Annotated in this window: 19 protein-coding genes and 2 pseudogenes; 14 read left to right on the top strand and 7 right to left on the bottom strand. The window is 63.5% G+C overall.

Annotated features, from left to right (window positions below; genetic code table 11):
* Window positions 1–152 precede the first annotated feature (152 nt).
* The 5 genes and pseudogenes from N5J71_RS14205 to N5J71_RS14180 all read left to right on the top strand — a co-directional run bounded on the left by N5J71_RS14205 (window position 153) and on the right by N5J71_RS14180 (window position 4,958).
* Window positions 153–1,073: a LysR family transcriptional regulator gene (locus N5J71_RS14205; protein ID WP_003462150.1), complete on the top strand. Its 921-nt coding sequence runs from the start codon at window positions 153–155 to the stop codon at window positions 1,071–1,073.
* A gap of 164 nt (window positions 1,074–1,237) precedes the next feature.
* Window positions 1,238–1,480, top strand: a pseudogene (locus N5J71_RS14200) (C4-dicarboxylate ABC transporter); the annotation flags it as partial.
* Between the two features lie 268 nt (window positions 1,481–1,748).
* The gene (acs, locus tag N5J71_RS14190; protein ID WP_074858492.1) at window positions 1,749–3,710 is read left to right on the top strand and encodes an acetate--CoA ligase; all 1,962 of its coding nucleotides are present in this window, start codon (window positions 1,749–1,751) and stop codon (window positions 3,708–3,710) included.
* 210 nt (window positions 3,711–3,920) lie between these two features.
* Window positions 3,921–4,127, top strand: a pseudogene (locus N5J71_RS14185) (methyl-accepting chemotaxis protein); the annotation flags it as partial.
* A gap of 51 nt (window positions 4,128–4,178) precedes the next feature.
* Complete coding sequence (locus N5J71_RS14180) at window positions 4,179–4,958, top strand: EAL domain-containing protein (protein ID WP_074858489.1); 780 nt, start codon at window positions 4,179–4,181, stop codon at window positions 4,956–4,958.
* Window positions 4,959–5,179: 221 nt separating this feature from the next.
* Here the strand turns inward: N5J71_RS14180 and N5J71_RS14175 are convergent, their stop codons facing one another.
* On the bottom strand, window positions 5,180–5,857 hold the full coding sequence (locus tag N5J71_RS14175; RefSeq protein ID WP_104727599.1) for a DUF4197 domain-containing protein: 678 nt from the start codon (window positions 5,855–5,857) through the stop codon (window positions 5,180–5,182).
* 118 nt (window positions 5,858–5,975) lie between these two features.
* Between N5J71_RS14175 and N5J71_RS14170 the strand changes: the two genes are divergently transcribed.
* The gene (locus N5J71_RS14170) at window positions 5,976–6,377 is read left to right on the top strand and encodes a hypothetical protein (RefSeq protein WP_074858479.1); all 402 of its coding nucleotides are present in this window, start codon (window positions 5,976–5,978) and stop codon (window positions 6,375–6,377) included.
* Between the two features lie 6 nt (window positions 6,378–6,383).
* On the opposite strand, the gene N5J71_RS14165 is transcribed toward N5J71_RS14170, so the two are convergent.
* Genes N5J71_RS14165 through N5J71_RS14155 form a run of 3 tightly spaced genes read right to left on the bottom strand, consistent with a single transcriptional unit; the run spans window position 6,384 to window position 8,166 of the window.
* The gene (locus tag N5J71_RS14165) at window positions 6,384–7,082 is read right to left on the bottom strand and encodes an SDR family NAD(P)-dependent oxidoreductase (RefSeq protein WP_278619192.1); all 699 of its coding nucleotides are present in this window, start codon (window positions 7,080–7,082) and stop codon (window positions 6,384–6,386) included.
* Window positions 7,079–7,612: a DUF3833 domain-containing protein gene (locus N5J71_RS14160; RefSeq protein WP_075748798.1), complete on the bottom strand. Its 534-nt coding sequence runs from the start codon at window positions 7,610–7,612 to the stop codon at window positions 7,079–7,081. Before N5J71_RS14160 ends, N5J71_RS14165 begins: the two co-directional genes overlap by 4 nt.
* Window positions 7,613–7,620: 8 nt before the next feature.
* Window positions 7,621–8,166, bottom strand: a complete 546-nt coding sequence (locus tag N5J71_RS14155) for a chalcone isomerase family protein (protein ID WP_125874775.1) — start codon at window positions 8,164–8,166, stop codon at window positions 7,621–7,623.
* Between the two features lie 494 nt (window positions 8,167–8,660).
* Here N5J71_RS14155 and N5J71_RS14150 point away from each other — a divergent pair, with 494 nt between their 5' ends.
* Window positions 8,661–10,022: a putative bifunctional diguanylate cyclase/phosphodiesterase gene (locus N5J71_RS14150; protein WP_279917098.1), complete on the top strand. Its 1,362-nt coding sequence runs from the start codon at window positions 8,661–8,663 to the stop codon at window positions 10,020–10,022.
* Window positions 10,023–10,253: 231 nt separating this feature from the next.
* On the top strand, window positions 10,254–10,910 hold the full coding sequence (locus N5J71_RS14145) for a TIGR04211 family SH3 domain-containing protein (RefSeq protein WP_279917097.1): 657 nt from the start codon (window positions 10,254–10,256) through the stop codon (window positions 10,908–10,910).
* Window positions 10,911–10,914: 4 nt separating this feature from the next.
* On the opposite strand, the gene ubiM is transcribed toward N5J71_RS14145, so the two are convergent.
* Window positions 10,915–12,087 carry a 5-demethoxyubiquinol-8 5-hydroxylase UbiM gene (ubiM, locus tag N5J71_RS14140; protein WP_206408890.1) on the bottom strand — a complete coding sequence of 391 codons (1,173 nt, stop codon included), beginning with the start codon at window positions 12,085–12,087 and terminating at the stop codon, window positions 10,915–10,917.
* Between the two features lie 322 nt (window positions 12,088–12,409).
* Between ubiM and N5J71_RS14135 the strand changes: the two genes are divergently transcribed.
* On the top strand, window positions 12,410–13,375 hold the full coding sequence (locus N5J71_RS14135) for a glucokinase (protein WP_206408891.1): 966 nt from the start codon (window positions 12,410–12,412) through the stop codon (window positions 13,373–13,375).
* Between the two features lie 51 nt (window positions 13,376–13,426).
* Here N5J71_RS14135 and mapR read toward each other — a convergent pair whose 3' ends face one another.
* Together mapR and ccoG are read right to left on the bottom strand one after the other, a co-directional pair.
* A complete protein-coding gene (mapR, locus tag N5J71_RS14130; RefSeq protein WP_279917096.1) occupies window positions 13,427–14,839 on the bottom strand; it encodes a GntR family transcriptional regulator MpaR in 1,413 nt (470 codons plus the stop codon).
* 282 nt (window positions 14,840–15,121) lie between these two features.
* Complete coding sequence (ccoG, locus tag N5J71_RS14125) at window positions 15,122–16,534, bottom strand: cytochrome c oxidase accessory protein CcoG (protein ID WP_084341101.1); 1,413 nt, start codon at window positions 16,532–16,534, stop codon at window positions 15,122–15,124.
* Window positions 16,535–16,876: 342 nt separating this feature from the next.
* Here ccoG and N5J71_RS14120 point away from each other — a divergent pair, with 342 nt between their 5' ends.
* From N5J71_RS14120 to N5J71_RS14100, 5 genes are all read left to right on the top strand, one after another.
* A complete protein-coding gene (locus N5J71_RS14120; protein WP_104727609.1) occupies window positions 16,877–18,544 on the top strand; it encodes a nitrite reductase NirA in 1,668 nt (555 codons plus the stop codon).
* Window positions 18,541–19,059 carry a DUF934 domain-containing protein gene (locus N5J71_RS14115; RefSeq protein ID WP_003462102.1) on the top strand — a complete coding sequence of 173 codons (519 nt, stop codon included), beginning with the start codon at window positions 18,541–18,543 and terminating at the stop codon, window positions 19,057–19,059. Before N5J71_RS14120 ends, N5J71_RS14115 begins: the two co-directional genes overlap by 4 nt.
* Complete coding sequence (locus tag N5J71_RS14110; protein ID WP_017674822.1) at window positions 19,056–19,409, top strand: CidA/LrgA family protein; 354 nt, start codon at window positions 19,056–19,058, stop codon at window positions 19,407–19,409. The genes N5J71_RS14115 and N5J71_RS14110 overlap by 4 nt, the downstream gene beginning before the upstream one ends.
* Window positions 19,406–20,089: an LrgB family protein gene (locus N5J71_RS14105; protein ID WP_279917095.1), complete on the top strand. Its 684-nt coding sequence runs from the start codon at window positions 19,406–19,408 to the stop codon at window positions 20,087–20,089. Before N5J71_RS14110 ends, N5J71_RS14105 begins: the two co-directional genes overlap by 4 nt.
* A 297-nt stretch (window positions 20,090–20,386) precedes the next feature.
* Window positions 20,387–21,994 carry a malate:quinone oxidoreductase gene (locus N5J71_RS14100; protein WP_003462099.1) on the top strand — a complete coding sequence of 536 codons (1,608 nt, stop codon included), beginning with the start codon at window positions 20,387–20,389 and terminating at the stop codon, window positions 21,992–21,994.
* The last annotated feature ends 50 nt before the right edge of the window (window positions 21,995–22,044 follow it).

The following is a 22,044-nucleotide window of genomic DNA, read 5'->3' as shown; positions in this document are numbered from 1 at the left end:
CCTGTGCGTTTCTCGTGGTGCGCAGAATGGCGCAGCGGCGCGGTGCCGACAATTGCCCAATGGTCAAGCTAGGCTTCGCGTATCACGAAGTGGCATGCTGTAAATCAGCTTTCTGGTAGCTTCGCTTCGCCAGGCACGAAATGGAGACCCTCATGCGCCGCATCGATTTCGTCACCCTCAAGCTGTTCGTCGCCATCGCCGACGAGCGCAGCCTGACCCGCGCCGCCGAACGCGAGCACCTGGCTCTTGCCGCAGTGAGCAAGCGCGTCAGCGACCTGGAAAACCAGCTGGGCATCGCTTTGCTCTATCGCCAGCCCAAGGGCGTCGAACTGACCCCGGCGGGCCACGCATTGCTGCACCATGCACGCAACATGATGGACAACCTCGAGCAGCTCAACGCCGATCTCAGCGAGTTCAGCGAAGGGGTGAAAGGCCATGTGCGCATCCACGCCAACACCTCGGCGGTGATCGAGTTTCTGCCCGAGGATCTGGCCAGTTTCAGCCGCCTGCACCCGCAGGTGAAGATCGACCTGGAAGAGCGGGTCAGCAGCGAGACCATCCGCGCCGTACGCGAGGGCCTGACCGATATCGGCATCTTCGCCGGGCATGTGCCGTCCGAGGATCTGCAGGTATTCACCTACCGTCACGATCAGTTGGTGCTGGTCACCCCGCGCGAGCATCCCCTGGCCGAACGCGACGGCCTGTTCCTGCGCGAGGCGGTGGGCTACGACTTCATCGGCCTGCAGCAGGACGCGTCCCTGCACAGCCTGCTGCAGCATTCGGCGCACAGCCAGGGCGTGGCCTTGCGCCTGCGCATTCAGGTGCGCAGCTTCGAGGCTATCTGCCGGATGATCCATACCGGTATGGGGGTTGGCGTATTGCCGGACCTGGCGGTGCGTACCTATTTGCCGGCGCTCGATGTGCGGGTGATCCCGCTGCACGATCCCTGGGCGCGGCGTAAACTCAAGGTGGCAGTGCGCAACCAGGACAACCTTTCGCTGACCGCGAAGCAGATGCTCGACCATCTGCGTAACAGCTCATCAACAGAGGATCTTTCAACACTGCCTTCGTGAATGCCGAAGGCTCGGTTGTTCAAATGTGAATTTCAGCGTGGGGGAGGGCGCAGTAGAGTCCGGGCCAATCGAAGGGTTTCTCCCTCGACGCTCAGACAAAAACAACAGGAGCCTTCCATGAAGTTTTATTTCGTCCGTCGTGGCCTGGCCGGTGTGCTTGCCGGTTGCGCACTCTCGGCGCACTCTCGGCACACGCAGCCGAGTCGCAGCCGACCGCCCCGATCTTGATCAAGTTCTCCCATATCACCGCCGACAGCACGCCGAAGGGCCAGGGTGCGCTGCTGTTCAAGAAGCTGGTAGAGGAGCGCCTGGCCGGCAAGGTCAAGGTCGATGTCTATGCCAACTCTTCGCTGTATGGCGATGGCAAGGAAATGGAAGCCCTGCTGCTGAGCTTCCTGATGATCATCACCTACATCCCGGCCGTGTCCATGGCCCTGCCGAACTGGCTGGGGATGAGCTGAGCAATTGTGTCTACCTCTGCGCCCGGCCTTGTGCCGGTTTTTTTATCTGCGCGCCTCGACGTATCCATGACGCTGTCGAATTGGCTCGCCATATGCCAGGCAGGGCTTCAAGACGATGGTCTTAGAGCGGTAAGACCATGGTCGAATGGCCTCACGAAGGGTCGGGGGATACAAAAGGCACCATACAAAAACAACTCCCCGTCGAGGTGATTCCATGAGTGCTGCGTCTCTTTACCCTGTGCGTCCCGAAGTGGCCGCGCGGACCCTCACTGACGAGGCCACGTACAAGGCCATGTACCAACAGTCCGTGGTCAACCCCGAGGGTTTCTGGCGCGAGCAGGGCAAGCGGATCGACTGGATCAAGCCCTACACCAAGGTCAAGCAAACCACCTTCGATGACCACCACGTCGATATCAAGTGGTACGCCGATGGCACCCTGAACGTCTCCTACAACTGCCTCGACCGTCATCTGGAAGAGCGTGGTGACCAGGTCGCGATCATCTGGGAAGGCGACGATCCTTCCGAGCACCGCGAGATCACCTATCGCCAACTGCACGAAGAGGTGAGCAAGTTCGCCAACGCCCTGCGTGGGCAGGACGTGCACCGTGGTGACGTCGTCACCATCTACATGCCGATGATTCCCGAAGCCGTGGTGGCGATGCTCGCCTGCGCGCGCATCGGCGCCATCCATTCCGTGGTTTTTGGCGGCTTCTCCCCGGAAGCGCTGGCTGGCCGCATCATCGACTGCAAGTCCAAGGTGGTGATCACCGCCGACGAGGGCTTGCGTGGTGGCCGCAAGGTGCCGCTGAAAGCCAACGTCGACGATGCGCTGACCAACCCGGAAACCGCCAGCGTGCAGAAGATCATCGTGGTCAAGCGCACCGGCTCCGACATCAAGTGGAACCAGCATCGCGACATCTGGTACGAAGACCTGATGAAGGTCGCTGGCAGCGTCTGCGCGCCGAAGGAAATGGGTGCTGAAGAAGCCCTGTTCATCCTCTACACCTCCGGCTCCACCGGTAAGCCCAAGGGCGTGCTGCACACCACCGGCGGTTACCTGACCTACGCTTCGCTGACCCATGAACGCGTGTTCGACTACCGTCCGGGCGAGGTCTTCTGGTGCACCGCCGACATCGGCTGGGTCACCGGCCACACCTACCTCGTCTACGGGCCGCTGTCCAACGGCGCCACTACCCTGATGTTCGAGGGCGTGCCGAACTATCCGGACGTGCGTCGCGTGGCGCAGATCGTCGACAAGCACAAGGTCAACATCCTCTATACCGCGCCGACCGCGATCCGCGCCATGATGGCTGAGGGCAAGGCCGCAGTCGAAGGTGCCGATGGTTCCAGCCTGCGTCTGTTGGGGTCTGTGGGTGAGCCGATCAACCCGGAAGCCTGGCAGTGGTACTACGAGAACGTTGGCCAGAGCCGCTGCCCGATCGTCGATACCTGGTGGCAGACCGAAACCGGTGCCTGCCTGATGACCCCGCTACCAGGTGCTCACGGCCTGAAGCCGGGCTCCGCCGCACGGCCGTTCTTCGGCGTGCAGCCGGCGCTGGTGGACAACCTGGGTAACATCATCGAAGGCCCTGCCGAGGGCAACCTGGTGATCATCGATTCCTGGCCGGGTCAGGCACGTACCCTGTACGGCGACCACGACCGCTTCGTCGACACCTACTTCAAGACCTTCCGCGGCATGTACTTCACTGGTGACGGTGCGCGCCGCGACGAAGATGGCTACTGGTGGATCACCGGTCGCGTCGATGATGTGCTCAACGTCTCCGGCCACCGCATGGGCACAGCCGAAGTAGAAAGCGCCATGGTCGCCCACCCGAAAGTGGCCGAGGCCGCGGTGGTTGGCGTACCGCACGACATCAAGGGTCAGGGCATCTACGTCTACGTCACCCTGAACGCTGGCGAGGAGTCTTCCGAGCAGTTGCGTCAGGAGCTGAAGAACTGGGTGCGTAAGGAGATTGGTCCGATTGCCACGCCGGACGTCATTCAGTGGGCGCCTGGCCTGCCGAAGACTCGCTCGGGCAAGATCATGCGCCGCATCCTGCGCAAGATCGCTACCGCCGAATACGACTCCCTCGGCGACATCTCCACGCTGGCCGATCCTGGCGTGGTGCAGCACCTCATCGACACGCATCGGCAGATGCAAGCCGCCTGCGCCTGATCGGTAACGGCAACCGAAAGCCCCGCCCGGCCACAAGCCCGGCGGGGCTTTCGTTTTGGGTTATGCCCTCCTTCGCCGTCGGCTTCTGCCGGAGCCGGCGGCGCCTCGCAAGGGCGCAGCGGCGCCGAACAACTGGTCGGCGCCGCGCAGAACATCTCCAGCGCCGCCAGCCAGCTGTCGGTGTCCACTCAGGAGCAGTCCCACGCAGCCACCAGCGTGGTCGGTGTGGTGGATCAGATCTCCGTGGCGCTGCGTGAGCAGACGGTCGCCAGTCAGGACGTGGCGCGCAATGTCGAGCGCATCGCACAGATGTCGATGGAGAACAGTGAGGCAGTGGCCGATACATCGCGTACCGCACAAGGCTTGCAGCAACTGGCGTTGTCGCTGGAAAAACAGGTGGCTTCCTTTCGTTTTTGACTAGGATGACAATGACGGAGTCTCCACGTCTTGTTCTATAAGGAAGCGCCTATGGGTATTGTCAGTCAGAGCATCTTTCCTCAGCCATTTCGGGCTGTGGGCTGCGCCGAGTGTCGCAACCCCGAGGCACTGGGATTCGACTTCACCATGGCCTTTCAGCTGATTCTGGATGTCGAGGAGCAGCGACCCTTCGCCTACGAGGCGCTGGTGCGTGGTGTCAACGGCGAGTCGGCGGGGGAGATTCTCGGACGGGTCAACGATGGCAACCGCTACCGTTTCGATCAGGCCTGCCGGGTCAAGGCCATCGAGCGGGCTGCGAAGCTCGGGCTGCTCGATATTCCGGATTGTCTGCTCAGCATCAACTTCCTGCCCAATGCGGTGTATCGCGCCGAGACCTGCATTCGCGCCACGCTGGAGGCGGCGCAGCGCTTTGACTTCCCGCGCGAACGGCTGATGTTCGAGGTGACCGAAGGCGAGCAGATCCATGATGCGGAGCACCTCAAGCGGATCTTCGCCGAGTATGGCAAGCAGGGCTTCACCACCGCCATCGACGATTTTGGCGCGGGCTACTCCGGGCTCAATCTGCTGGCCGAATTCCAACCGCACCTGCTCAAGCTGGACATGGCCCTGACCCGCGGCATCGATCAGGACCCGGTGCGCCAGGCCATCGTCGCCGGTATCGTGCTGGTCGCGCAGCGCCTGGGCATTCGCATCATCGCCGAGGGTATCGAAAGTGTTGGTGAGCGTGATGCGCTGATCGAGCTTGGTATCCGCTACATGCAGGGCTTTTTCTTCGCCAGGCCCGCGTTGGACAAGCTTTGTCTGCCCTAAGCGCAAACGCACCGCTGGTGGGGACAGTTAAGTGCTGACGTAGCGAATGTGAGCGGCACCCTGCCGCGAATCAGGGCGGCGTGCTATGGCCAAAAACGGATAACCCGCAGGTCACATCACCCCGTAGGAGGCGCGCCTCGCGGCGAATAGAAAGATCACCGCAAAGCCAAAGGCTTCGCCCCGGGGCGGGGCTCCTACTCAGGCTGCGTCAAGGGCTCTTCTCAGAGCGCGCCGAACACCTTCTTCGCCAGGCTGGTAGCGGCACCGGCCGGGTTCTGGCGGATGCTGGCTTCCTGCTTGGCAATCATCTCGAACAGGCCATCGAGTGCCTGTTCGGTCACGTAGCTTTCCACCGTGCTGCTCTTGGCGTCGACCACGCCAAAGCTGGCGGCCTGGCCGGCGAAGGCGTTGTACTGCTGGGCCAGACCGACCTGGTCGGTGGCCTGCTTGACGATGGGCAGGAACTTGGCGCGGATCTGTTCGCGGCTGCTCTTGTTCAGGTACTGGGTGGCCGAGTCCTGCGGGCCGCTGAGAATTGATTTGGCATCGGCCACGGTCATCTTCTTCACGGCATCGACCAGCAGCGCCTGGGCCTGTGGCACGGCGGCTTCGGCAGCCTTGTTCATGCTCGCTTCGAGCTGATCGACCTGGGCGCCCATGCCCATCATCTTCATGGTCTTGGCGGCTTTGCCGAGTTTGCCGGGCAGCTCGATGCGCACGTCCGGGTTGTTGCTGAATCCGCCGGGCGTGCCCAGTTGCTTGACGGCCACCTGGGCGCCCTGGATCAGCGCATCCTTGAGGCCGCCACTGGCATCCTGCTGGCTCAGGTTGGAGAGGGACAGAGCGAAGACGTTGGCCGAAAGCAGCAGGCCAGCGGCGAACGTGGTGAGGCGCAGCATGGTGTTCATCCTTGCATCGGGGGGGAAATGCTGTGAGCTTAACGGAGTCTGCGTTACTGGCAAGTCGGCCGATAGCCGTGGATGGGCAGCGCGTTTCGCTATGGCTATGATCAGGGCCATGAATTCGCCGCTGCTGCTCCGAAATCCTTGCCCGCCAGGCGCTTGCGACTGCCAGCGTGATGAGCTGCTGGACAGGCCGGGTGCCGATACCCGCGTGCTGCTGTTGACCCGGCAGGAGGAGCAGCGCCTGCTCGAACGCCTGGAAAACCTGCAGAGCCTGGAAGACCTTGAGCGCATGCAACAGCGCATGTTCGAGCAGTTGGGCATTCGCCTGCATATCGAGCCGGCCCATGGCGAGGTGCGCAGCATGCGCGGCATCCACATGCATTTTGATACTCATCCAGGGCTGTGTCGCAAAACCCGGCAGAGCATTCCGGCGGCGATCCGCCGGGCCATGGAGAAAAGGCCGGAAATCGCCTGGCGTCTGCTGGACTCCTTCGACCTGTTCGGTGGCTTGTAGGGGGTGCTACCAGGGCAGTGGTTGGCCGTCGTAGGCGTGGAAGCTGCCGCTGTGCTCGGGCCCCAGCGCATAGATCACCCGCAGCATTTCAGCGGCGGCCAGTTCGGCCGGACGCGCAGCGCTGGCGCCGCGAAAGGGCTGTGACAGCGGCGAAATCACTGTGCCGGGATGCAGGCTGAGCAGTCGTGCCTTGGGCTTGCTGCGTGCCAGCTCGATGGCTGCGGTCTTGATCAGCATGTTCAGCGCCGCCTTGGATGCACGGTAGGCGTACCAACCACCGAGGCGGTTGTCGCCGATGCTGCCGACCTTGGCCGAGAGCATGGCCATGGCACCCTGATTGTCCAGCAGAGGCAGAAAGTGGCGCAGCACCAGCGCCGGTCCCAGTGCGTTGACCTGAAATACCGCCTGCAGCGCATCGGCCTCGATGGCAGCCAGGCTTTTCTCTGGTGCGATACCGTCGCGGTGCAGCAGACCGGCCGTGTGCAGGATCAACTGATACGGTGCTTCGCCGGCCAGTGCGACTGCAGCTTCGGCGATGCTGGTGGGAGTTTCGAGATCGAGCGCAGGTGAGCTGCTGCGGCTCAGCTCACGCACGCTGGCGCAGTTTGGGTCGGCGCGCAGTAACCGGCAGAAGGCCTGGCCAATGCTGCCGCTGGCGCCAATCACCAGCGCCTTGTAGCCGTTGCCCAGGCTGTGCAGGGTCATGGTGTGGCAGCGCCCCGACGGAAGAACAGCGTGACCTGGCCCAGCTCGATGCCGAACTTGCTCATGGCTGAGCGGTTGATCAGGGTGTCGTCATCCATCAGGTACATCCAGTCGTCGAAGTAAACGACATAGGTTGTATCGTCCACCGGCAGGTTGAGGTGATAACGCCAGCGCAGGGCGTTGCCGGCCACTTCACCGATGGCTTCGCCGATCACATCGTCAGCGGTGCCGATCCAGCGTCCTTCGCCGTCCGGGGTCAGGGTCCAGACCCGGCGCTGACGGGTGCCGTCGCTGTACAGAAAGCGCTCGTCGAGGATCAGCTTGTCGCCCTCGCGGCGGCTCTGGATATCGACGTGGAAGCGCTTGATCACCTCACCGGAGCGATCCTGGAACATGCCCCAGGCCTGCACCGGCCCGGAGAAGTAGGTGGGCAGATCCAGCACGGGTTTCTCGTTGGCGTAACGCTCGACCGGGACCTGGCCGCAGCTGATCAGCAGCAGGCTGCTCAGCACGATCAATAGGGCTTTCATGTAGTACCTCATGGGTTAAGGCCAAGCAGGGCGGCACGCAGTTTCGGGCTGCGGGTCTGCGGGTCGAGCCAGATGGAGAAGAAGGCGCGGGCGAACTCCGGGTCGTCGATCACGTGCTGCAACTCACCGTCGACGTAGAAGCGGCAGCCCTCGCCGGGCAGGAATACGCCGGTGATGCGCGTGCCATCCTTCACGTCGACGAACGCCTGGCTCATCTGTTTCGTCCAGACGCTTTGCTGTTCGCTGTCGAGGGGCTCGCCGTTGATCCGGCGAATCTCGTCGAGGCTGGTATCGACCAGGGTTTCCCGGCTGATGGTGCGTCGGTAGGTCAGTTCCAGGGCGAAGGGCTGGGAGAAATCCACAGGCTGCGCCGGGCTCCACAGCTTGGCGTTGTAGACCGAAAAGCCGAACCAGCTGAAATCGCCGCTACCCACCAGACTGGCCTGCGGTAGTTGTTCACGCCAGCCGTCCTGGGTGGTGGCCTGCACTGGCTGGCCGAGCAGCAGCAAAAACAGCAATACGGCAGGGGGCAGAGGTCGAATCAGGGTGGCCATGGTCGTTGCCTCTGAGGCGGCTGACGGGGGCCGCGTCCAGCCGTTGATTCGGAGCCCGGCGGCGACGGGCGTTGAGTAAAAAAATCCGGCAACCAAAAAAGGGGAGAGAGTGTTGCCGGATTGCGCAGCTTGTTTGGGCTGACGTCGGTCGTGGCAAGCAGGCCTGGAGCAAGGTGTGCAAGCGTTGTACGAGCCCTGTTTGAATCCAATATATGTACAAAAAATAAAGTTGTACAGTTTTTGTATAGATGCGGGGCGCGAAGGTGGGCCTTACCGTTCATATGAGCGGCGCGTCTGGCGCGGCGTTAGGTGGGGCAATAGCAGCGCACGGGGGCGCTGTAGGCGGTGGGAGGGGTATCACCATGGCGGAGTCCGATGGACTTGATGGCCGAACGCTTGGCCAGTGAGGCGTACTGGCTGCATTAAAAACATCTGGGAAACTTGCATTCGGCCAGGCAGCTTCAAGAATGAAGTGATCGGATCAGGATTTCACCATGCCATCACTCTCGAGCTTCGGCAGGCGCGTTCGCAAACTCTGGCATGGTGCAGACCTGGCTCTGGTCGGTCAGCGCCGTGAGCGCCGCATGCGCATGCTGTCGAGTCTGGTGATGATCGTGATGGGCCTGCTCTGGGGGCTGTTCTTTTCCTCTCGCGGCTATTGGGCCATCGTCATCATGGATGTGACCATCATCCTCAGCGGTGTGGCGGTCTTCGCCCTGACGCTGCGCAACCAGGCCCGCAGCGCCAACCTGATTCTGTTCGGTGCGCTGATCCTTATCGTCGTCGCTTCGACCCTGCTGCTCGACCCGCCGACCCTCATGGCGCCGCGTGCGACACATCTCTATCTGCTACCGGTGGCTGTCGGCGTGTTGATGGCCTTCCGCGATGAGCCTCTGTGGCTGCGTTACGGTATGTCTCTGTTCTGCCTGCTGCTGTTCGTCGCCCTGGCGGCGTCGAACTGGCGACCCACCGATCTCTACGCACTGCCCGACGATGTGCGGCGTGTCGGCTCCTGGCTGCAGGCCGGCGTGGCCATGGTGCTGTTCTTCTTGCTCCTGCACATTCTGCAGACCGATACCGCCGAGCGCTCCGAACTGGATCGTGACCTGCGCGCGGCCATCCGCGAGGGGCAGTGCGTGCTGCACTACCAGCCGCAACTCAACGATGCAGGGCGAGTGGTGGGAGCCGAGGTGCTGATTCGCTGGCAGCACCCGCAGCGTGGGCTGCTGGCGCCAGGCGAGTTCATCGACCATGCCGAGAACACCGGGTTGATCATCCCCATTGGCCTGTGGGTGCTGGAGCAAACGGCCGCGCGCTTGCGGCAATGGAAGGATGACCCGCTCTTCGGCGACCTGGGCCTGGCGGTGAACATCAGCCAGAAGCAGTTCTCGCAAAGCAGTTTCGTCGCCGAAATTCTCGATCTGATCGAGCACCACGGTATCGATGCCCGGCGCCTGGAACTGGAGTTGACCGAAACGCTGATCGTGCATGACATGGAAGACCTCACGCGCAAGATGACGGCGCTGGTCGAACATGGCGTGCGCTTCTCGCTGGATGACTTCGGTACCGGCTTTTCTTCCCTCAGCCACCTCAAGCGTCTGCCGCTGAGCAAACTGAAAATAGACCGTTCGTTCATCTGCGACGTGCTCACCGATGCCAACAGCGAAACCATCGTGCGCACGGTGATCGCTCTGGGGCAGAGCATGGGCATGACGGTGATCGCCGAGGGCGTGGAAGCTGAGGCGCAGCATAGGTTTCTGGCGGACAACGGTTGCACTCAGTTCCAGGGATATCTGCTTGGCCGGCCGATGCCGTTGGTGGATTTCTCTACCTTCGTCCAGCGCCACAACGGCTGACGCCACCTTCCGTCCATCTACCATCTCCTGCCTGGAGTGAACTCCAGGCAAGCGGCCAATGTCTGTCTGCTGTCGGCCCATACCGGCAGAAATAGATGGCTATTGGCCGCTAGCGTGGCGTCTACGTCGCGGATTCTGCCTGGATCATGCTCGAGCGTTTTGTTCAGCGCGTGGCCGGCAACGTCCATCCCGTTCGCCGGGTTCGTCTGACTGCCACGTGAAGATCGCCCCATGTTTTTATCTCGTCATACTCCATTTCAACCTCGCATTCTCGGTGCCTGCCTGCTGCTCGGTGGCCTGCTCGGCGGCGTGCAGCCGTCACTGGCGGAAGAGGCCGCCAGTAACCAGCGCTGGGTCAGCGACAGCCTCAATACCTACGTGCGCAGCGGTCCTACCGATGGCTACCGGATTGTCGGCACCCTGGTTTCCGGGGAGAAAGTGGAGCTGTTGCGCACCCAGGGCGACTACAGCCAGGTGCGTAGCGCCAGCGGCAGCAGCGTCTGGATTCCCAGCCGCGACCTGCAGTCGGTGCCAGGCCAGGCCGAGCGTCTGCCGCAACTGGAACAGAAAGTCGCTGACCTCAGCGCTGAGCTCAAAGGCATCGACGACGCCTGGAAGGCGCGTGTGCAAGGCATGCAGGAAACCCTGGACTCGCGCAAGAAGCTCATCGACGAGCTGCAGGCCGCCCGTGGCGCGCTGGACGCCGAGCTGACCACTACCCGTTCGCAGCTACGCGATGCCCAGGCGCAACTGGGTGAAGAACAGCAGCAGGTGCTGATGCGCTACATGGCCTATGGCGGCAGCATCGCTGGTGCCGGGCTGCTGCTCGGGCTGATTCTGCCGACCATGCTGCGGGTCAAGCGCAAGCGTAATGATCAGTGGGTGTGATTGATCAGGCGCGAGCGGTCAGATGACGGGCGATGCCCTTCTTCAGCGGTAGCAGGCCCTGTGCCACGCGCAGGCCAGCGCCGCGCAGCAGGCGCACGGGCAGCTGATCGTTGGTGTACAGCTCCACCAGCAGGTTGGTGGCCTGGTACAGCGGCCAGGTGGCCAGGCGTAGCTGGCGCTCGTAGCGCGCCAATGGCGCAGGCGCACCGATGTCCCGGCGTTTGCCATGGGTGGCCAGCAGTGCGTCGCTGAGCAGTTGCACACCGATCAGGCCGAAGTTGAATCCGTGTGCGGTGACCGGATGCATGCCCACGGCGGCATCGCCGAGCAGGGCGCAGCGGTGGCCGACCATGCGTCGCGCGTAGGCGCCCACCAGCGGATAGGCATGGCGGCTGCTGACCAGTTGCATGGCACCCAGACGGCGGTCGAAGCGCCGCTCCATCTCGCGGGCGAAGCTGGCTTCGTCGAGTTTCTGCAGGCGTTCTATTTCGCGCGGCGGCAGGGTCAGCACGGTGGACGACTGCCGGCCGTTCAGAGGCAACAGGGCCAGGGTCTGGCCGTAGCCGAACCATTCCCAGGCTATTTGCTGGTGCTCCCGTTCGTGCTGCATGCGGCACACCAGCATGCTCTTGCCGAAGTCCTTGAGCTGCGCGCCGATACCGAGCTGGCGGCGCGTCTCCGAGAAGCGGCTGTCGGCGGCGACCAGCAGGCGTGGTTGCAGCACCTGGCCATCGTGTAGCACCAGTTTCACTTCGCCTGCACGCTGTTCGATGGTGCGTATGCTGGCGTCGCACAGCAATTGCACGTCGGCGCAGTCGCTGACCGCCTGATAGGCTGTGCGACGAATGGCCTGGTTGGCCACCAGATGGCCGAGGTGCTCGGCGCCGGCTTGCTCGGCGCGGATCTTCAACGCGAACAGCGAGGGGCCGTTGAACACCTGGGCATCGCGCAGCACGGCAACCTCTTCGCTGGGCAGGCGCGCCCACAGGCCGAGGCGTTCGAGCAGCGTCTGCGAGCCATGGGTGAGGGCGATCTCGCGGCCATCGAAGGCCGGTTCGGCCAGTGCCTGCTCGGCCTGGCGCTCCAGCACCACGATGGACAGGCCATGTCCGGACAGGGTGCGTGCCAGACACAGGCCAGCCGGGCCGGCGCCGACGATGACGATATCGGGTGACATGCTGCAGCTCTCCGTGCGGATGACCAGTAGGGCGGGTGAAACCCGCCATGCGCCGGTGCGAGTCTAGGTCGCCGCAACGCCGCCGATATTGTCCGGGATCATGCCGAGGGCTGAATCTGTTGTGTGGGGCGCAGGCGATGAGTTGGCATTAAATATTGTTGTTATTACAACTTTATCTGGCTTGATAGGCGTAATTTTCGGGTTTGCTGTGGTGTGCGTTGTCTGAACTACAAAAATAATTCGGATTTGGAGTCGATGCTATGCATCCTCAATTTTCTGCAGTTGCCGATCAGCGAACGGCCTTCGCTCAGGAGGCGTTCTCGTGAAACTGGCTCTGGTCGGCGATATCGGTGGTACCAACGCACGCTTTGCCCTGTGGCGTGACGAGCAACTGGAGGCGGTGCAGGTTCTGCCGACCGCCGATTTCGCAGGGCCGGAACAGGCCATCGTCGCCTATCTGCAAGCCCAGGGGCTGCCGCTGGGGTCCATCGGCTCGGTGTGCCTGGCCTGCGCCGGGCCGGTCAGCGGCAAGCTGTTCCGCTTCACCAACAATCACTGGCGTACCGATCTTACGGCGTTCTGCGAGGCATTGCAGATCGACCGCTTACAGATGATCAACGACTTCTCCGCCATGGCCCTGGGCATGACCCGCATCGCCGAGCATGAGCGTGTGCAGGTGTGCCCGGGCGAGCCGCAGGCAGACCGTCCGGCCTTGGCGATCGGCGCCGGCACTGGCCTCGGTGTCAGTACGCTGCTCGCGCAAGCAGATGGTCGCTGGCTGGTATTGCCGGGGGAGGGTGGTCACGTTGATCTACCCATCGGCAGCCCGCGCGAGGTCGAGCTCTGGCAGATTCTTTATCGGCAACTGGGCCATGTGCGCGCCGAAGACGTGCTCAGTGGCAACGGCCTGCTGGTGCTGTATCGAGCCATCTGTGAGCTGGACGGTCAGCCTTTGCTGCACGCGACGCCAGCGGCCATCACTACCGCAGGTCTGGCCGGCGAGCCCGTCGCCGCTGCGGTGCTGGAACAGTTCAGTTGCTGGCTCGGCCGCGCTGCTGGCAACAACGTGCTGACCCTGGGCGCGCGCGGTGGGGGGTATATCGTTGGCGGTGTGGTGCCGCGTTTTGCCGAGCGTTTTCTTGCCAGCGGTTTTGCCAAGAGTTTCCGCGACAAGGGTTGTATGAGCCATTACCTTGACGGCATTCCGGTGTGGCTGGTGACGGCCGAGTACCCCGGCCTGACCGGCGCCGGCGTGGCCTTGCAACAGGCGTCGGAGCGTAGCCCGTAGCCGGATGCAATCCGGGGCGATTCCTGCTCCGGTTCCCGGATTTCATCCGGGCTACAACAATCCCGCCACCAGGCGCCCGAGCACTTCCATGGCCTGTTCGCTGCGCGGGTTCCACGGGTGGCCGTAGTTCAGCCGTGCGCAGTGGCGAAAGCCCTGGCTGGCGGAGAAGATCGGCCCCGGCGCCAGGCTTATGCCCTGGGCCAGGGCCAGGCGCAGCAGTTGTAGCGAATCCAGGCGTTCGGGGAATTCGAACCAGAGGAAGTAGCCACCCGAAGGTCGCGTGACCCGCGTGCTGGCGGGAAAGTGTCGGGCGGCGGAGGCGAGCATCGCGCTCTGCTGCATTTCCAGGGCGTGGCGCAGCTTGCGCAGGTGACGGTCGTAGCCACCGTGCTGCAGGTAGTCGGCCAATGCCGTCTGGGCCGGTACCGAGGGCGAGATGGTGGTCATCAGCTTGAGCCGGGCGATCTGCTCGGCATAGCGCCCACCGGCCACCCAGCCGATGCGATAGCCCGGCGCCAGGCTCTTGGAGAAGGAGCTGCAATGCATCACCAGCCCGTCGCGGTCGAAGCTCTTCACCGGCTTGGGCGGGTGGCTGCCGAAGTACAGCTCGGCGTACACGTCGTCTTCGATCAGCGGTACCTGATGCTCGACCAGCAGCTCATACAGCGCCTGCTTCTTCTCCTCGCTCATGCTGGCGCCGAGCGGGTTCTGCAGGCTGCTCATGAACCAGCAGGCCTTGATCGGCAGTTGCTTGAGGCTCTCCGACAGGGCACCCAGGTCGATGCCCTCGCGCGGGTGCACGGGGATTTCCACGGCCTTGAGCTGCAGTCGCTCCAGCACCTGCAGGCAGGCGTAGAAGGTGGGGGACTCGATGGCCACCAGGTCGCCCGGTTGGGTCACGCACTGCAGGCAGAGGTTGAGCGCCTCCAGGGCGCCGTTGCTGATCACCAGCTCCTCCATCGGCAGCATCACGCCGCTGACCATGTAGCGCAGGGCGATCTGCCGGCGCAGGTCGGCGTTGCCGGCGGTCATGTCGGCGATGATCTCGTGCGGCGAGAGCCTGCGCAGCGCGTGCGCCATGCTCTTGGCCAGACGCGGCAGCGGAAACAGATCCGGGCTGGGGAAGGCCGAGCCGAAGGGTACGGTATGCGGGTCCTTGAGCGAGGCGAGCACGGAGAACACCAGTTCGCTGACATCGACTTCGGTGGTTTGCGCGGCGTGGGCGGTCAGTTCCGGTTCGTGCAGCGGGCGCTTGGCGTGTTCGCGGACGAAGTAACCGGAACGGGCGCGCGCCTGGATCAGGCCGCGATCTTCCAGCAGGTAGTAGGCCTGGAACACGGTGGACGGGCTGACGCCGTAGGTGCGGCTGGCATGGCGCACTGAGGGCACCTTCTCGCCAGGGCCGAGCACGCCGGTACGAATCAGCTCGGCAATCTCGTCGGCGAATTTTTCGTAGCGTTTCATCCTGTCCTGGTTCACCGGCGCAAAGGGTAAGGACGAACACTTTACGGGGTGAGCGGCAGACATGGCAGTGCCTCGTGAAGGGGGACGTATCTCGAATCGCCCAGGATTGCATCGGGCTACAACGCTTGCTCCCCTCTCCCATTCATGGGAGAGGGGCCGGGGGAGAGGGTTAGATACACCTCCGTGTAACCGTTACCCCCTCTCCCTAGCCCTCTCCCCGTGGGGGAGAGGGGATTGATCGTGTCCACCTTTCGTTAGGTGAACAGCACGGTTTACTGCGACTCAACGCAGCGGCGCGAGGAAGGTGCTCTTGGTGCTCACATGGCTCTGCGAATCGGCCTTGTCGCGCACTTCGAAACGCAGGGTCTGCGGCCCGGCAGCGTTGTGCGAGGCCGTCAGCGCGACGCTTACCGGCAGGTCGCGAATCTCCCCCGGCGCCAGGTTCAGCGTGCTCGGGCCATGCAGTTCGAAGTCGCCGGGCTCGACCAGGCTGATGGCATAGCTGCGCGCTTGCTGGGTCTTGTTGATGATCTTCAGGCTGTAGATGTTTTCGATCTGGCCCAGAGCGTTCTCGCGGAACAGGCCACGGTCACGGGTCACGTCCAGCGAGATCAGCGGGCGTTCGGCCAGGGCCCAGGTGAAGGCGCCGATCATCACCGCCAACATCGCCGCGTAGCCGATCAGGCGCGGGCGCAACCAGTGGGTCTTGCCGCCGGCCAGCTCGTTCTCGGAGCTGTAGCGCACCAGGCCGCGGGCATAGCCGAGCTTGTCCATCACGCTGTCGCAGGCATCGACGCAGGCGCCGCAGCCGATGCATTCCAGTTGCAGGCCGTCGCGGATGTCGATGCCGGTGGGGCAGACCTGTACGCACATCGTGCAGTCGATGCAGTCGCCCAGACCTTCGGCCTTGTAGTCGGCGTCCTTGCGGCGCGGGCCACGGGTTTCGCCACGGGCGGCGTCGTAGGAGATGACCAGTGTATCGCTGTCGAACATCACGCTCTGGAAGCGCGAGTAGGGGCACATGTCGCGGCACACCTTCTCGCGCAGCCAGCCGGCATTGATATAGGTGGCGGCAGTGAAGAACAGCACCCAGAAGGCCGTGGTGGCACCGACTTGGAAGGTCGCCAGGTCCACCGTCAACTGACGCACTGGGGTGAAGTAGCCGACGAAGGCCAGTGCCGTGACCAGGCTGACCGCGAGCCACAGGCCGTGCTTGGCGCTGCGCCGGGCCAGTTTTTGCAGCGACCAGGGCGCAGCGTCGAGCTTGATGCGCTGGCCGCGGTCGCCCTCGGTGATCTGCTCCACGCGCATGAACACCCAGGTCCATACGCTCTGCGGGCAGGCGTAGCCGCACCAGACGCGGCCAGCGAGTACGGTGATGAAGAACAGGCCGAAGGCGGCGATGATCAGGATCGCCGAAAGCAGGATGAAATCCTGCGGCCAGAAGGTCGCGCCGAAGATATGGAACTGGCGGTTATCCAAGTCCCAGAGCACCGCCTGGCGGCCATTCCAGTCGATCCAGGCGGTGCCGAAGAACAGCAGGAACAGCAAGCCGGCACCGAGCAGGCGCAGGTTGCGAAAGCGTCCGGTGAAGCTGCGCGTGTGGATCGGGCCGCCGGCCTGGGCCGGCGTCAGGCGAGTGGGTTTGGCGGGGTCGATGCTCTCGACGGCCCGCACGGGGATCAGCTCGGTCATGTCGTTGCCCTCATCAGGCGTTTATTCAGGCTGGCGCCATGATCCGAGTGGGGCTGTTTACAAAACAGACTCAGGTTTTTGATAAAAAAGCGGATCAGATGATTGCGTCGAGCGCAGGGAAAAGTGCCACGCAGGCCGCCAGGCCTCGCCATTGCTGAGGCCAGGAGCCTTAAGGTCGAGCGGTGCAGATACCGCCCTGCGACATCGCGCCGCGCCAATCGGTGCCCTGTGCAGGTCACTGTCGTACCCATCTGATCTGGTTTTTTAAGGCTTTTCTGGCGCTGTTCTCGGTACACGCCCGGCAGGCATAGTTGACACCCCGTGATCAGGAGGCCTGCCTGTATGTACCAATACGATGATTATGACCGCGCGCTGGTGCGCGAGCGCGTCGCCCAGTTCCGCGACCAGGTACAGCGGCGCCTGGCCGATGAACTGAGCGAGGAGGAGTTTCTGCCGCTGCGCCTGCAGAACGGCCTGTACCTGCAAAAGCATGCCTACATGCTGCGCGTAGCCATTCCCTACGGCACCCTCTCGGCCAAGCAGATGCGTGCGCTGGCGCATATCGCCCGCGAGTACGATCGTGGTTACGGCCACTTCACCACGCGGCAGAACATCCAGTTCAACTGGGTCGAGCTCGAGCGTGTGCCGGACATCCTCGACTGGCTGGCCGATCACGACATGCATGCCATCCAGACTTCCGGCAACTGCGTACGCAACGTCACTACCGAGGCTTTCGCCGGCGTCGCTGCCGACGAGTACCTCGACCCACGCCCACTGGCCGAGATCCTCCGTCAGTGGTCGACGGTCAATCCGGAATTCCTCTTCTTGCCGCGCAAGTTCAAGATCGCCCTGTGTGCAGCTGAGCAGGACCGCGCAGCCGTTCAGGTGCATGACATCGGCCTGCAGCTGTATCGCGACCAGGCCAACGAGCTGCGTCTGCGTGTGCTGGTCGGCGGCGGCCTTGGGCGTACGCCGATCATCGCCCAGACCCTGCGCGAGGGTCTGCACTGGCAGGACTGCCTGTCCTACGTCGAGGCCATCCTGCGCGTGTACAACCGCCATGGCCGGCGCGACAACAAGTACAAGGCGCGGATCAAGATTCTGGTCAAGGCGCTGGGCATCGAGGCCTTCGCTAATGAGGTGGAGCGCGAGTGGCAGCCGATCAAGGACGGCCCGGCGCAACTGACCGAGGAAGAGTACCAGCGCGTCGCGGCCTCCTTCCACAAACCGGCCTACGTGCCGCAGGACACCCTCGACCTCGACTTCGGTACCCACCTGGCGCGCGACGAGGCCTTCGCCCGTTGGGTTTCGCGCAATGTCATGGCACACCAGGTGCCCGGTTACCTCAGCGTGGTGCTGTCGACCAAGCCCGGCATCAGCGCTCCGCCCGGCGACGTCACGGCCGAGCAGATGGAGGCCGTGGCCGACTGGAGCGAGCGCTACGGTTTCGGCGAGATTCGCGTCGCCCACGAACAGAATCTGGTGCTGCCCGATGTACGCAAGGCCGACCTCTACGCGCTATGGCGGGAGGCCGAAGCGGCCGGGCTGGGCACGGCCAACGCCGGGTTGCTCACCGACATCATCGCCTGCCCCGGTGGTGATTTCTGCTCGCTGGCCAACGCCAAGTCGATCCCCATTGCCCAGGCCATCCAGCAGCGTTTCGACGATCTCGACTACCTGCATGATCTGGGCGAGCTGAGCCTGAACATCTCCGGCTGTATGAACGCCTGCGGCCATCACCATATCGGTAACATCGGTATCCTCGGCGTCGACAAGAACGGCAGCGAGTGGTACCAGCTGACCCTCGGTGGTAGCCAGGGCCAGCAGGCGGCGCTGGGCAAGGTGATCGGCCCGTCGTTCGCTGCCGAGCAGGTGCCCGAAGTGATCGAGCGTATCGTACGCACCTACGTCGATCAGCGGCAGGTCAACGAAGGCTTTCTCGACACCTTCCAGCGCATCGGCCTGGAGCCATTCAAGGCGAGCGTTTACAGCCGCGAGGAGGTGGTATGAACAACCTGATTCGCCTGGTCGAGGGCCAGGCCTGCATCGTCGACAACGATCCCTGGGAGCTCGATGTGGAGGCTGACGCGCCGTTGATCCTGCCGCTTGCGGCCTGGCGTGAGCGGCAGTCTGTGGAGGTGCTGGAGGGTAGGACGATGAGCGCCGATGGCCTGCTGCTGCAGGTGGATGACGATCCAGAGGCGCTGCAGCCGTTTCTCAGCAGTCTGCCGTTGATCGCCATCGACTTCCCCAGTTTTCGCGATGGCCGTGGCTACAGCCAGGCCTACCTGCTACGTACCCGCCTGGGCTGGCGCGGCGAGTTGCGCGCGGTGGGCGATGTGCTGCGCGACCAGTTGGCGCACATGCGCCAGTGCGGCTTCGATGCCTTCGCCGTGCGCGCCGACAAATCGCTGGAAGATGCACTCAAGGGCCTGCAAGGGCTCAGTGTGTTGTATGGTCGCTCGGTTATCGAGCCGCGTCCGCTGTTTCGTCGGGGGCGCCATAAGGAGGAGTCGGGATCATGATGGTGCGTGGCCTGTTCTGGCTGGTATTGCTGCAATTGTTCGGCGTGGCGCTCAATCACTGGCTATTGCCGATGCTGCCAGCCTCGATCATCGGCCTGCTGCTGCTCTCGGTCTGGCTGATGTGGCGCGGCGCCGTGCCTGAGCCGCTGCAGCAGGCCGCCGGTGGTTTACTGCCTTACCTGCCGCTGCTGCTGGCCGTACCAGCCTCGGGGATCATGACCAGCAGCGATCTGCTGCTCGGTGAGCTGCCGGTGATTGCCACCGCATTGGTGCTGTCGCTGCTGGTCACCGTGCCATTCTGCGGCTGGCTGTTGCAGACGCTGATCCGCCGTCAGGAGCGCAAGGGATGACATTGCTGACTCATCATCCGCTGTTCGCCATCGCCCTGACGCTGGCCGCCTTTCTGATCGCCGCCTGGCTCTATCGCCGCAGCGGCTGGCTGCTGCTGCAGCCGGTTCTGGTGTCGGTCACGCTGATTGTCACCACTTTGCTGTTGTGCGGGGTGGATTACGCCACCTACCGCGTTGGCGCCGAGCCCGTTGCCTGGCTGCTGGGGCCGGCCACCGTGGCGCTGGCGGTGCCGCTGCAGCACAACATCAAGCGCATCCGCCAGTTGTTCTGGCCGGTGATGATCACCCTGACGGCCGGCGGCGTCCTGTCGGTGGCGCTGACCCTGGCCATCGGCTGGGTGCTGGGCGCCGACTGGAGCGTGGTGATGAGCCTGGCGCCGAAGTTCGTGACCATGCCGATTGCCATGCCGGTGGCCGAGCAGATCGGCGGCGTCGCTTCGCTGGCTGCGGTGATGGTCATGCTCACCGGGGTGATTGGCACGGCCATGGGGCCGCTGCTGCTGCGCTGGGCTGGCGTCGATCACCCCGCGGCCCGTGGCCTGAGCTACGGCATCAATGCCCATGCCATTGGCACCGCCCATGCCTTGCAGGAAGGGGAGGAGTGCGGCGCCTTCGCCGCCCTGGCGATGAGCCTGCTGGGCATCGGCACCGCCTTGCTGTTGCCACTGCTGCTGGCCTGATTCGGGCGGGATTCCGCCATTTCCAGGGGGCTCCCCCCGTGAATCTGGCGAGTTCCCGCCAGCCCCGTGCCGGCTGTGTGGCAGAAAGCCGCACAGGGACTGCTGAATCCTTTCAGCGGCACGCATATTGCTCCAGAACGCGGCGCGATCGGAATACGCCCGCCAAGAGGCCTGGAAACACCCTTCCTCCCGCCGCGCCGCAGATCTGCGGCTATCGCCCATGTGCGGCCCAAACGGCCGCTGCCCGAAACCTTGCCTGCACGGCTGTTGTCGTCGTGCGATGAACTGGACTGTCCCATGAAGAAAATCCTGCTGACGCTGCTTTGTCTCAGCGTGATCGGTTGCTCCAAGCCCCGCGAGCCCGAGAAAACCGTCGACGTGCTGCTGATCGGCGCTGGCGTGATGAGCGCCACCCTCGGCACCTACCTCCACGAGCTGCAGCCGGACTGGAGCATTGAAATCTATGAGCGTCTCGACCAGGTAGCCGCCGAAAGCTCCAACGGCTGGAACAATGCCGGCACCGGCCACTCAGCCTTTTGCGAGCTGAACTACACCCCGGAAACCGCCGACGGTGGCATCGATATCAGCAAGGCGATCGCGATCAACGAGTCGTTCGAGATCTCCAAGCAGTTCTGGGCCACCCAGGTCGAGCGCGAGGTGCTGAGCAAGCCCAAGAGCTTCATCAACATCACCCCGCACATGAGCTTCGTCTGGGGCGACGACAACGTCGAATACCTGCGCAAGCGCCATGCTGCGCTGCAGCACAGCAACCTGTTCCGTGGCATGGAGTTCACCGAAGACCACGCGCAGATTGCCCAGTGGGTGCCGCTGGTCATGCAAGGTCGCGATCCGCAGCAGAAGGTCGCCGCCACCCGTATGGCCATCGGCACCGACGTCAACTTCGGCGAGATCACCCGTCAGCTGATCGACTCGCTGATCGGCAAGGAGCAGGCCAGCCTGCACCTGGAGCACGAAGTCCGCGACCTCAAGCGCAACGATGACGGCACCTGGCGTGTGACCGTCGCCGACCTGGCCAAGGGCGGCGCCGAGCAGAGCATCAACGCGCGCTTTGTGTTCATCGGCGCTGGTGGTGGCGCGCTCAAGCTGCTGCAGAAATCCGGTATCGAAGAAGCCAAGGGCTACGCCGGTTTCCCGGTCGGTGGCCAGTTCCTGATGACGCGTAATCAGGACGTGGTTGCCCAGCACCTGGCCAAGGTCTACGGCAAGGCTTCGGTCGGCTCGCCGCCCATGTCCGTGCCGCACCTGGACACTCGCGTGATCGACGGCGAGAACGTGCTGCTGTTCGGCCCGTTCGCCACCTTCTCCACCAAGTACCTGAAGAACGGCTCGCTGCTCGACATGTTCAGCAGCATGACCACCGACAACTTCATGCCGATGGTCAACGCCGGCATTGACAACTGGTCGCTGAGCACCTACCTGATGGGTCAGCTGATGCTCAGCCAGGAAGACCGCATGGCCTCGCTGCGCGAGTACTTCCCGCAGGCGCAGGACGCCGACTGGGAGCTGATCAATGCCGGCCAACGCGTGCAGATCATCAAGAAGGATACCGAGAAGGGCGGCGTGCTGCAGTTCGGCACCGAAGTGGTGACCTCGGCCGATGGCAGCATCAGCGCACTGCTGGGCGCCTCGCCGGGTGCTTCCACCGCCGCGCCGATCATGCTGCACCTGATCGAGAAGGCCTTCGCCGACAAGGTCGCCACCCCTGAGTGGCAGGAGCGCCTGAAGGAGATCATCCCGTCCTACGGGCAGAAGCTGAACGACGACCTGGCACTGACCAACCGCATCCGCCAGTGGAGCAGCGAGCGTCTCGAGCTGCAGCACATCGAAGTGGCGCCGGACGTGGAAATGGCCGCCGAGCCCGAGCCGGCTGCTGTGACTCTGTAAGGCTTTAACCGCTGTAAAGAAACCCGCCCTGCGTGATGCGCACGGCGGGT

Source organism: Ectopseudomonas oleovorans (assembly GCF_029845265.1).
Lineage (GTDB): Bacteria > Pseudomonadota > Gammaproteobacteria > Pseudomonadales > Pseudomonadaceae > Aquipseudomonas > Aquipseudomonas oleovorans.
Note: the sequence above shows the minus strand (reverse complement) of the source record. Positions and strands in the feature narration are given on the sequence as shown.

Excerpts from the sequence above, each read along its gene's own strand:
- N5J71_RS14205 (WP_003462150.1), top strand. The coding sequence starts at position 153 with ATGCGCCGCATCGATTTCGTCACCCTCAAGCTGTTCGTCGCCATCGCC.
- acs (WP_074858492.1), top strand. The coding sequence starts at position 1,749 with ATGAGTGCTGCGTCTCTTTACCCTGTGCGTCCCGAAGTGGCCGCGCGG.
- N5J71_RS14180 (WP_074858489.1), top strand. The coding sequence starts at position 4,179 with ATGGGTATTGTCAGTCAGAGCATCTTTCCTCAGCCATTTCGGGCTGTG.
- N5J71_RS14175 (WP_104727599.1), bottom strand. The coding sequence starts at position 5,857 with ATGCTGCGCCTCACCACGTTCGCCGCTGGCCTGCTGCTTTCGGCCAAC.
- N5J71_RS14170 (WP_074858479.1), top strand. The coding sequence starts at position 5,976 with ATGAATTCGCCGCTGCTGCTCCGAAATCCTTGCCCGCCAGGCGCTTGC.
- N5J71_RS14165 (WP_278619192.1), bottom strand. The coding sequence starts at position 7,082 with ATGACCCTGCACAGCCTGGGCAACGGCTACAAGGCGCTGGTGATTGGC.
- N5J71_RS14160 (WP_075748798.1), bottom strand. The coding sequence starts at position 7,612 with ATGAAAGCCCTATTGATCGTGCTGAGCAGCCTGCTGCTGATCAGCTGC.
- N5J71_RS14155 (WP_125874775.1), bottom strand. The coding sequence starts at position 8,166 with ATGGCCACCCTGATTCGACCTCTGCCCCCTGCCGTATTGCTGTTTTTG.
- N5J71_RS14150 (WP_279917098.1), top strand. The coding sequence starts at position 8,661 with ATGCCATCACTCTCGAGCTTCGGCAGGCGCGTTCGCAAACTCTGGCAT.
- N5J71_RS14145 (WP_279917097.1), top strand. The coding sequence starts at position 10,254 with ATGTTTTTATCTCGTCATACTCCATTTCAACCTCGCATTCTCGGTGCC.
- ubiM (WP_206408890.1), bottom strand. The coding sequence starts at position 12,087 with ATGTCACCCGATATCGTCATCGTCGGCGCCGGCCCGGCTGGCCTGTGT.
- mapR (WP_279917096.1), bottom strand. The coding sequence starts at position 14,839 with ATGAAACGCTACGAAAAATTCGCCGACGAGATTGCCGAGCTGATTCGT.
- ccoG (WP_084341101.1), bottom strand. The coding sequence starts at position 16,534 with ATGACCGAGCTGATCCCCGTGCGGGCCGTCGAGAGCATCGACCCCGCC.
- N5J71_RS14120 (WP_104727609.1), top strand. The coding sequence starts at position 16,877 with ATGTACCAATACGATGATTATGACCGCGCGCTGGTGCGCGAGCGCGTC.
- N5J71_RS14115 (WP_003462102.1), top strand. The coding sequence starts at position 18,541 with ATGAACAACCTGATTCGCCTGGTCGAGGGCCAGGCCTGCATCGTCGAC.
- N5J71_RS14110 (WP_017674822.1), top strand. The coding sequence starts at position 19,056 with ATGATGGTGCGTGGCCTGTTCTGGCTGGTATTGCTGCAATTGTTCGGC.
- N5J71_RS14105 (WP_279917095.1), top strand. The coding sequence starts at position 19,406 with ATGACATTGCTGACTCATCATCCGCTGTTCGCCATCGCCCTGACGCTG.
- N5J71_RS14100 (WP_003462099.1), top strand. The coding sequence starts at position 20,387 with ATGAAGAAAATCCTGCTGACGCTGCTTTGTCTCAGCGTGATCGGTTGC.